This is a genomic window from Streptomyces anandii JCM 4720, from assembly GCF_014650655.1.
Taxonomy (GTDB): Bacteria; Actinomycetota; Actinomycetes; order Streptomycetales; family Streptomycetaceae; genus Streptomyces; species Streptomyces anandii.
Genome location: NZ_BMVJ01000017.1, coordinates 144,224 through 152,555, shown reverse-complemented (window position 1 = coordinate 152,555; position 8,332 = coordinate 144,224). Strand labels below are relative to the sequence as shown.

The window sequence follows — 8,332 nt, the reverse complement described above, 5'->3', positions numbered from 1 at the left end:
CGCGCCCCAAGAGTGCCCACTACGACCAGGTCAGCCTGGTGGTGCAGGCGGTGGTGCACGACGCGCTGACCGGGCGCGAGACGCCCGAGGAGGCCGTGCGGCGGCTGGCGCGCGAGCTGGCCGCGGTCTCCCACCGTTAGCCGCTCCCTCCCGTTTTGCCTCCCTCCCCCTCTCGACGGTAGTTACTTGTTAAGTAACGCAGTCATCACGACTGGGTTTGAACTGTCCGGTTAAGTGCCTATTTGCCCGGTCAACTCTCCAGTAGTTTCCGGTCACTTCATTGACACCTCTCCAACGCCGCTACCTAACATGCATGCATAACGACGGCCTACAGAGACAGGGCAATGGGTTGAACAGGCATCGTTGGTGGCGCGACGCGGTGATCTACCAGGTCTACGTGCGCAGCTTCCTGGACAGCACCGGAGACGGCATCGGCGATCTGGCCGGGGTCCGGGCCGGGCTGCCGTATCTGAAGAAGCTCGGCGTCGACGGGATCTGGCTGAGCCCCTTCTACCCCTCGCCCCAGCACGACCACGGCTACGACGTGGCCGACTACTGCGACGTCGACCCGGTCTTCGGCGACCTCGGCGAGTTCGACCGGCTGATGGCGGCCGCCCGCCGCCTCGGCGTGAAGGTGCTGCTCGACATCGTCCCCAACCACTGCTCCAGCGAGCACCCCTGGTTCCGCGAGGCGCTCGCCGCCGGACCCGGCAGCCCCGCCCGCGCCCGCTTCCACTTCGCCGACGGACGCGGCCCGGACGGCGCCGAGCCGCCCAACAACTGGCACGCCATGTTCGGCGGCCCGGCCTGGACCCGGGTCACCGAGCCGGACGGCCGCCCCGGCCAGTGGTACCTGCACATGTTCACGCCCGAGCAGCCCGACTGGAACTGGCGCGACGACCGCGTCCCCGCGGAGTTCGAGCGCGTGCTGCGCTTCTGGCTGGACCGGGGCGTCGACGGCTTCCGCATAGACGTCGCCGCCGGCCTCTACAAGCACCCCCGGCTGCCCGACTCCGACGACCCCGAGGCCGACGCCCGCACCCGCGACTCGGTCAACCCGCTCGCCTGGAACCAGCCCGAGGTGCACGACGTGTGGCGGCGCTGGCGGTCCGTCTGCGAGGAGTACACCGCGCGCGACGGCCGGGAACGGCTGCTGGTGGGCGAGGTGTCCGTGCCCAGCGCCCGCGAGCACGCCCGCTACGTCCGCCCCGACGAGCTGCACCAGGCCTTCTTCTTCGACCTGCTCAGCGCCCCCTGGGACGCCGACGCCTTCCGCAAGGTCGTCTCCGAGGCCATGCAGGACATCGCCGGTACCGGCTCCACGGTCACCTGGGTCCTCAACAACCACGACCAGGTCCGCACCGTCACCCGCTACGGCGAACCCGCGACCGGCGCCAGTGGCCTCGGCGCCGCCCGCGCCCGCGCCGCCGCGCTGCTGATGCTGGCGCTGCCCGGAGCCGCGTACATCTACCAGGGCGAGGAGCTCGGCCTGCCCGAGGTCGTCGACCTGCCCGACGACGTGCTCACCGACCCGATCTTCCGCCGCACCGGAAGCCGCGCCCGCATCCGCGACGGCTGCCGGGTGCCGCTGCCCTGGTCCGGGCAGGCGTCCCCGTTCGGCTTCACCTCCGGGGCCGAGGGCGCCAAGCCCTGGCTGCCGCAGCCGGAGTACTTCGCCGAGTACGCCACCGACCGCGCCCTCGCCGACACCCGCTCCTTCTGGCACCTCTACCGCGACGGCCTCCAACTGCGCGCCGCCCTGCCCCAGCTGGGCGAGGGCACGCTGCGCTGGCTGGACACCCCGCCCGGCGTCCTCGGCTTCGTCCGCGGCGACGGACTGGTCTGCGCCGTCAACTTCGGTACGGCCCCCACCCCCGCGCCGGTCGCCGGCACCCCGCTGCTGGCCAGCGGGCCCTGTCCGCCCGGAGTGCTCGCCGGTTCCACCGCCGCCTGGTGGACGGCCGACGACGACCTGCCCACCTGCTGACCTCCCGAAGCTCCGTCAACTTCCCACTCCCCGAAGGGACATCAACGATGATGCGTCGACGCACCACCCTCCTCACCGGCTGCACCGCCCTCGTCCTCGCGCTCGGCGCGACCGCCTGCGGCGGCGACCCCGTCTCCGCGGGCGGCGGCGACAAGCCGCTCAGCGGCCAGACCGTCACCGTGGCCGGCGTCTGGTCCGGCACCGAGCAGAAGAACTTCCAGAAGGTGCTGGACGCGTTCACCGAGAAGACGGGCGCCAAGACGCAGTTCGTCTCCACCGGCGACAACGTCTCCACCGTCGTCGGCAGCAAGATCGAGGGCGGCAACGCCCCCGACGTCGTGATGGTCCCGCAGGTCGGCGTGCTCCAGCAGTTCGCCAGAAAGGGCTGGCTCGAACCGCTGTCCGCCACCACCGAGAAGTCGGTGGACGCCGGCTACGCCCCCGTGTGGAAGAAGTACGGCAGCGTCGACGGCACCCTGTACGGGCTGTACTTCAAGGCCGCCCACAAGTCGACCGTCTGGTACAGCCCCGACGCGCTGAACCAGGCCGGGGTCAAGCCGCCGAAGACGTACGACGAGATGCTCAAGGCCGGTCACACCCTCTCCGACTCCGGGCTCGCCGCCTTCGCGGTCGGCGGACAGGACGGCTGGACGCTCACCGACTGGTTCGAGAACGTCTACCTCTCCCAGGCCGGACCCGAGAAGTACGACGCCCTCGCCGCGCACAAGCTGAAGTGGACCGACGCCAGCGTGGTCAAGGCGCTCGGCACGCTCGGCAAGCTGTTCAAGGACAAGCAGCTGATCGCGGGCGGCCAGAAGGAGGCCCTGAACACCGACTTCCCGGGCTCGGTGGAGAAGGTCTTCGGCCCCAAGCCCGAGGCCGGCATGGTTTACGAGGGCGACTTCGTCGCCGGTGTCGCCCACGACCAGTTCGGCAAGACCATCGGCAAGGACGCCGACTTCTTCCCCTTCCCCGCCGTCGACGGCGGCAAGGCGCCGGTCGTCAGCGGCGGCGACGCCGCGGTCGTGCTGAAGAAGGGCAAGAACGCCAAGGCCGGCATGAAGCTGCTCGAGTACCTCGCCACCCCCGAGGCCTCGGCCGTGTGGGCCAAGGCGGGCGGCTTCCTCTCCCCGAACAAGAAGCTCGACCTCGCCTCCTACGGCGACGACGTCACCCGCGCCACCGCCAAGTCCCTCGTGGACGCGGGCGACTCGGTCCGCTTCGACATGTCCGACCAGGCCCCGGCGGCCTTCGGCGGCACCAAGGGCACCGGCGAGTGGAAGCTGCTCCAGGACTTCCTGCGTGACCCGTCCAACCCCAAGGACACCGCGGCGAAGCTGGAGGCCGCGGCGGCCAAGGCCTACCAGAACCAGGGCTGACCCACATGACCGCCACCACCCTCACCAAGGAGAAGGGTGCGAGCCCCCCGCCGACCGCATCGCTCGCCGACCGGGCGCGGCGCCTGCGGCGGCGGGGCCGGGTCGTGGCCCTGCTGTTCGTCTTCCCGGCGCTGCTGCTGCTCGGCGCGCTCGTCGTCTACCCGGTGCTGTTCTCGGTCGGCCGGAGCTTCTTCGACGCCTCCGGCACCCGCTTCGTCGGCGGGGACAACTACACCGAGATGTTCCGCGACCCGGCCACGCTCAAGGCCATCCGGAACACCACCATCTGGGTGGTCGTGGCGCCCGCGCTGCTCACCGGGCTCGGGCTGATCCTCGCCGTCCTGGTGGAGAAGGTCCGCTGGGCGACCGCCTTCAAGCTGCTGCTGTTCATGCCGATGGCCGTGTCCTTCCTGGCCGCCGGGATCATCTTCCGCCTCGCCTACGACGAGGACCCGAACAAGGGCGTGCTGAACGCCGCCGCGGTGTCCGTGCACGACGCCTTCGAGGGCACCTCGTCCTATCCGACCGCGCGCGGCCGCGCCGAGCGGCTGACCCAGGACCACGACGGCTCCTACGTGACGGCGAGCGCCGCCTCGCCGGGTGACACGGTGGCGCTGCCGATGGTCGGCGTGCTGCCCAAGGACCTGCCGAAGAACGCCGCGCCCGCCCACCCGGCGGCAGGGCGGAAGGCCGCACCCGGCGAGCTGCGCGGGGTCGTCTACCTGGACTTCACGCCCGGCGGTGGCGGCACCCGCGACAAGGTCGACCGCGGTGAGAGCGGACTGCCCGGCATGAAGGTCGAGGCGCTGAGCGGCGGGCGTACGGTCGCGAGCGCGACGACGGCCGCCGACGGCTCCTTCCGCCTCGCCGGGCTGAGCGCCGGCTCCTACACCCTGAAACTGCCGGAGTCCAACTTCGCACCGCCCTACCAGGGCATCTCCTGGCTCGGGCCGACCCTCGTCACCCCGGCGATCATCGGCGCGTACCTGTGGATCTGGACCGGGTTCGCGATGGTGCTGATCGGCGCCGGTCTTTCCACGCTGCCCCGGGACGCACTGGAGGCGGCGCGGATGGACGGCGCCAACGAGTGGCAGATCTTCCGGCGCATCACCGTGCCGCTGCTCGCCCCGGTCCTCACGGTCGTCTTCGTCACCCTCGTCATCAACGTGATGAAGGTCTTCGACCTCGTCTACATCATCGCGCCCGGCCCTGTGCAGGAGGACGCCACCGTGCTGGCGACCCAGATGTGGCTGGTGTCCTTCGGCGGCGGCAACAACCAGGGCCTCGGCAGCGCCCTCGGCGTGCTGCTCCTGCTGCTGGTGATCCCCGCGATGGTGTTCAACGTCCGCCGCTTCAGAAGGAGTCAGCGATGAACGCGGTCAGGAGGGGCCTGGGCAACGGGCTCGTGCAGGCCTTCCTCGTGGTGATCGGCCTGGTCTGGCTCACGCCGCTCGCGGGACTGTTCGTCTCCTCGCTGCGCTCGGCCCAGGACACCGCGAAGGGCGGCTGGTGGACGGCGCTGACCAGCCCCGGCCAGCTGTCCTTCGACAACTACTCCGCGCTGCTGAAGAACGCCGGGATGACCCAGGCCTTCTGGAACACGGTGCTGATCTCGGTGCCGGCGACCGTGCTGGTCGTCGTCATCGCGGCGCTCGCCGGATACGCCTTCGCCTGGCTGGACTTCCCGCTGCGCGAGCCGCTGTTCCTGCTGGTGGTGGCGCTGCTGGTGGTGCCCGTGCAGATCGGCCTGCTGCCGGTGGCCAAACTCTTCGGCGCGCTGGGCCTGTTCGGCACGATCCCGGGCGTCGTCCTCTTCCACGTGGCGTACGGGCTGCCGTTCGCGGTGTTCCTGCTGCGCAACTACTTCGCCGAGATGCCCAAGGAGATGCTGGAGGCGGCGCGGATGGACGGGGGCAGCGAATGGCGGATCTTCACCCGGCTGGTGCTGCCCGTGGGGCGGCCGGCCATCGCCAGCCTCGCCATCTTCCAGTTCCTGTGGGTGTGGAACGACATGCTGGTGGCGCTGCTGTTCGCGGACAGCTCCTCGCAGCCGCTCACCGTGCAACTCCAGTCGCAGATCCGGCAGTTCGGGAGCAACATCGACGTGCTCGCGCCAGGCGCCTTCCTGTCACTGGTGGTGCCGGTGGCCGTCTTCTTCGCCTTCCAGCGGCACTTCGTGCAGGGGGTGATGGCGGGGTCGGTGAAGTGAGGGAAACGGCGGTGGGGCGGCGGGGGTTCCTGACCCCCCGCCGCCCCACCGCCGCATCTCACGCAGACGCCGGCGGATACAGCGACCGCGGCAACTGGGCCGCCGCCGCGGTGTCCAGCAGCCACAGGGTGCGGGCCCGGCCCTGCGCGCCCGCCGCCGGGGCCTGGATCTCCCCGGCGCCCGAAAGCGCGATGGCCACCGCGTTGGCCTTGTCCTCGCCGGCCGCCAGCAGCCAGACCTCGCGGGCCGAGCGGATCGCGGGCAGGGTGAGGGAGATCCGGGTGGGCGGGGGCTTGGGGGAGCCGTGCACGCCGATCACCGTGCGCTCCGTCTCCCGCACCCCGGGGTGCTCCGGGAAGAGGGAGGCCACGTGGGTGTCCGGGCCCACGCCCAGCATCAGCACGTCGAAGGTGGGCACCCCGCCGTGGTTGGCGGGACCGGCCGCGCGGGCCAGCTCCTCGGCGTAGGCCTCCGCGGCGGACTCGGCGTCCGCGCCCCACGGGCCGTCCGAGGCGGGCATGGCGTGCACCCGCTTCGGGTCCAGCGGCACCGAGTCCAGCAGGGCCTCGCGGGCCTGGGTCACGTTGCGCTCGGGGTCGCCCTCGGGCAGGAACCGCTCGTCACCCCACCACAGGTCCAGGCGGCCCCAGTCGATCGCGTCCCGGGCCGGCGCGGCGGCCAGCGCGGCGAGCACGCCGTTGCCGTTGCGGCCCCCGGTGAGGACCACGTTCGCCGTGCCCGTGGAGGCCTGCGCGTCCACGATCCGGGTGATGAGACGGGCCGCGGCGGCCTGCGCCATCAGCTCCTTGTCACGGTGGACGACCAGTTGCGGAGTGCTCACTTGGCCGCCGCCTTCCGCGCCGGGACCTTCCGCGCGGTCCTGGACGCCGACCGGCCCGCCGGCCCCTTCGCGGTCTCCTCCTCCGGCACCGCCACCGCCACCGGCTCCTGCCCGGCGGAGGCGGAGGCCGACGGGCCGGCCAGCCGCTCCACGCCGAAGCGCAGCGCCGAGGCGTAGGTGTCGTCCGGGTCCAGGCGCCGCAGCTCCTCCGCGATCAGCTCGGCCGTCTCGCGCCGCTTGAGCGCCACCGCCCGCTCCGGCTGACCCTCGATGGACAGCGTCGCCAGCCTGCCGTCGGCGCGGTCCAGGGTGATCGCCCCGCAGGTGGTGTCCATGCGGACCGCGGTCAGACCCGGCCCGCCGGACGACGAGCGCCGCACCGGAACGTCCAGCCGGTCCGCGAGCCACATCGCCAGCAGCTCGCAGCTCGGGTTGAACTCCTCGCCCTCCACCTCGACGGCCTCCACCTCGCAGGCGACCTGGTCGAGGGCGGCCGCCAGCATCGAACGCCACGGCGTGATCCGCGTCCACGACAGGTCCGTGTCGCCCGGGGAGTAGGCGTCGGCCCGCGCCGCCAGGTCCCGCACCGGCTCCTCGGAGGCGTAGGTGTCGGTGACGCGGCGCTGTGCCAGGGCGCCCAGCGGGTCGTTCGCCGGGTCCAGCGGGGCCTCCACCGGCCACCACACGACGACCGGGGCGTCGGGCAGCAGCAGCGGGAGCACCACCGACTGGGCGTGGTCGACGACCTCGCCGTACAGCCGCAGCACCACCGTCTCGCCGGTGCCCGCGTCCGCGCCCACCCGCACCTCGGCGTCCAGGCGCGAGCCCGTGCGGTCCCGGGGGGTGCGCGAGACGCGCCGGATGACCACCAGGGTGCGCGAGGGGTGCTCGTGCGAGGCGTCGTTCGCGGCCTTCAGGGCGTCGTAGGCGTTCTCCTCGTCGGTGACGACGACGAGGGTGAGCACCATGCCGACGGCCGGAGTGCCGATGGCTCGGCGGCCCTGCACCAGCGCCTTGTTGATCTTGCCGGACGTGGTGTCCGTCAGGTCTATCTTCATGGCCGGCGCCAGCTCCGTCCGTCTCGTGCCAGCATCTCGTCCGCCTCGACGGGCCCCCACGTCCCGGACGGGTACTGGGCGGGCCTGCCGTGCTTGTCCCAGTACTCCTCGATCGGGTCGAGGATCTTCCAGGACAGCTCGACCTCCTCGGTGCGCGGGAAGAGGTTGGAGTCGCCGAGCAGCACGTCCAGGATCAGCCGCTCGTACGCCTCCGGGCTGGACTCGGTGAAGGACTCGCCGTAGGCGAAGTCCATCGACACGTCCCGGATCTCCATCGAGGTGCCCGGCACCTTGGAGCCGAAGCGGACGGTGACGCCCTCGTCGGGCTGGACGCGGATCACGATCGCGTTCTGGCCCAGCTCCTCGGTGGCCGTCGTGTCGAAGGGCGAGTGCGGGGCCCGCTGGAAGACGACCGCGACCTCGGTCACCCTGCGGCCCAGCCGCTTTCCGGTGCGCAGGTAGAACGGCACCCCCGCCCAGCGGCGGTTGTCGATCTCCAGCTTCACAGCCGCGTAGGTGTCGGTCTTCGACTTCTTGTCGATGCCCTCTTCCTCGAGGTAGCCGATCACCTTCTCGCCGCCCTGCCAGCCGCCCGCGTACTGCCCGCGCACGGTGGACTCACCCAGGTCCTTGGGCAGCCGGACGGCGCCGAGCACCTTCTCCTTCTCGGCGGCCAGCGCGTCCGCGCCGAAGGAGGCGGGCTCCTCCATCGCGGTGAGCGCCATCAGCTGCAGCAGATGGTTCTGGATGACGTCCCGGGCGGCGCCGATGCCGTCGTAGTAGCCGGCCCGGCCGCCGATGCCGATGTCCTCGGCCATGGTGATCTGCACGTGGTCGACGTACGAGCGGTTCCAGATC

7 protein-coding genes and 1 pseudogene are annotated in these 8,332 nt (G+C 71.6%); 5 read left to right on the top strand and 3 right to left on the bottom strand.

All coding sequences use genetic code 11. The features are described from left to right. The 5 genes and pseudogenes from IE249_RS38585 to IE249_RS26680 form a co-directional block, all read left to right on the top strand. Positions 1–140 (top strand): annotated as a pseudogene (locus tag IE249_RS38585) (ABC transporter substrate-binding protein); the annotation flags it as partial. 173 nt (positions 141–313) lie between these two features. Next, positions 314–1,987 (top strand): glycoside hydrolase family 13 protein, encoded by a 1,674-nt coding sequence (locus IE249_RS26695; RefSeq protein ID WP_189708695.1) that lies wholly within the window; start codon positions 314–316, stop codon positions 1,985–1,987. Positions 1,988–2,034: 47 nt separating this feature from the next. Further along, entirely contained in the window at positions 2,035–3,366 is a 1,332-nt protein-coding gene (locus IE249_RS26690) for an ABC transporter substrate-binding protein (protein ID WP_189708693.1), read from the top strand. Positions 3,367–3,371: 5 nt separating this feature from the next. Continuing rightward, a complete protein-coding gene (locus tag IE249_RS26685) occupies positions 3,372–4,739 on the top strand; it encodes a carbohydrate ABC transporter permease (protein WP_189708691.1) in 1,368 nt (455 codons plus the stop codon). After that, entirely contained in the window at positions 4,736–5,575 is an 840-nt protein-coding gene (locus IE249_RS26680) for a carbohydrate ABC transporter permease (RefSeq protein WP_189708689.1), read from the top strand. The genes IE249_RS26685 and IE249_RS26680 overlap by 4 nt, the downstream gene beginning before the upstream one ends. Before the next feature lie 58 nt (positions 5,576–5,633). On the opposite strand, the gene pgl is transcribed toward IE249_RS26680, so the two are convergent. From pgl to IE249_RS38580, 3 genes are all read right to left on the bottom strand, one after another. Continuing rightward, entirely contained in the window at positions 5,634–6,416 is a 783-nt protein-coding gene (gene pgl / locus IE249_RS26675) for a 6-phosphogluconolactonase (RefSeq protein WP_189708687.1), read from the bottom strand. After that, a complete protein-coding gene (opcA, locus tag IE249_RS26670; RefSeq protein WP_189708685.1) occupies positions 6,413–7,474 on the bottom strand; it encodes a glucose-6-phosphate dehydrogenase assembly protein OpcA in 1,062 nt (353 codons plus the stop codon). The genes pgl and opcA overlap by 4 nt, the downstream gene beginning before the upstream one ends. Beyond that, positions 7,471–8,332 (bottom strand): glucose-6-phosphate dehydrogenase (locus IE249_RS38580; protein ID WP_229859327.1); only part of this gene is annotated, 862 nt, incomplete at its 5' end. The genes opcA and IE249_RS38580, both read right to left, overlap by 4 nt.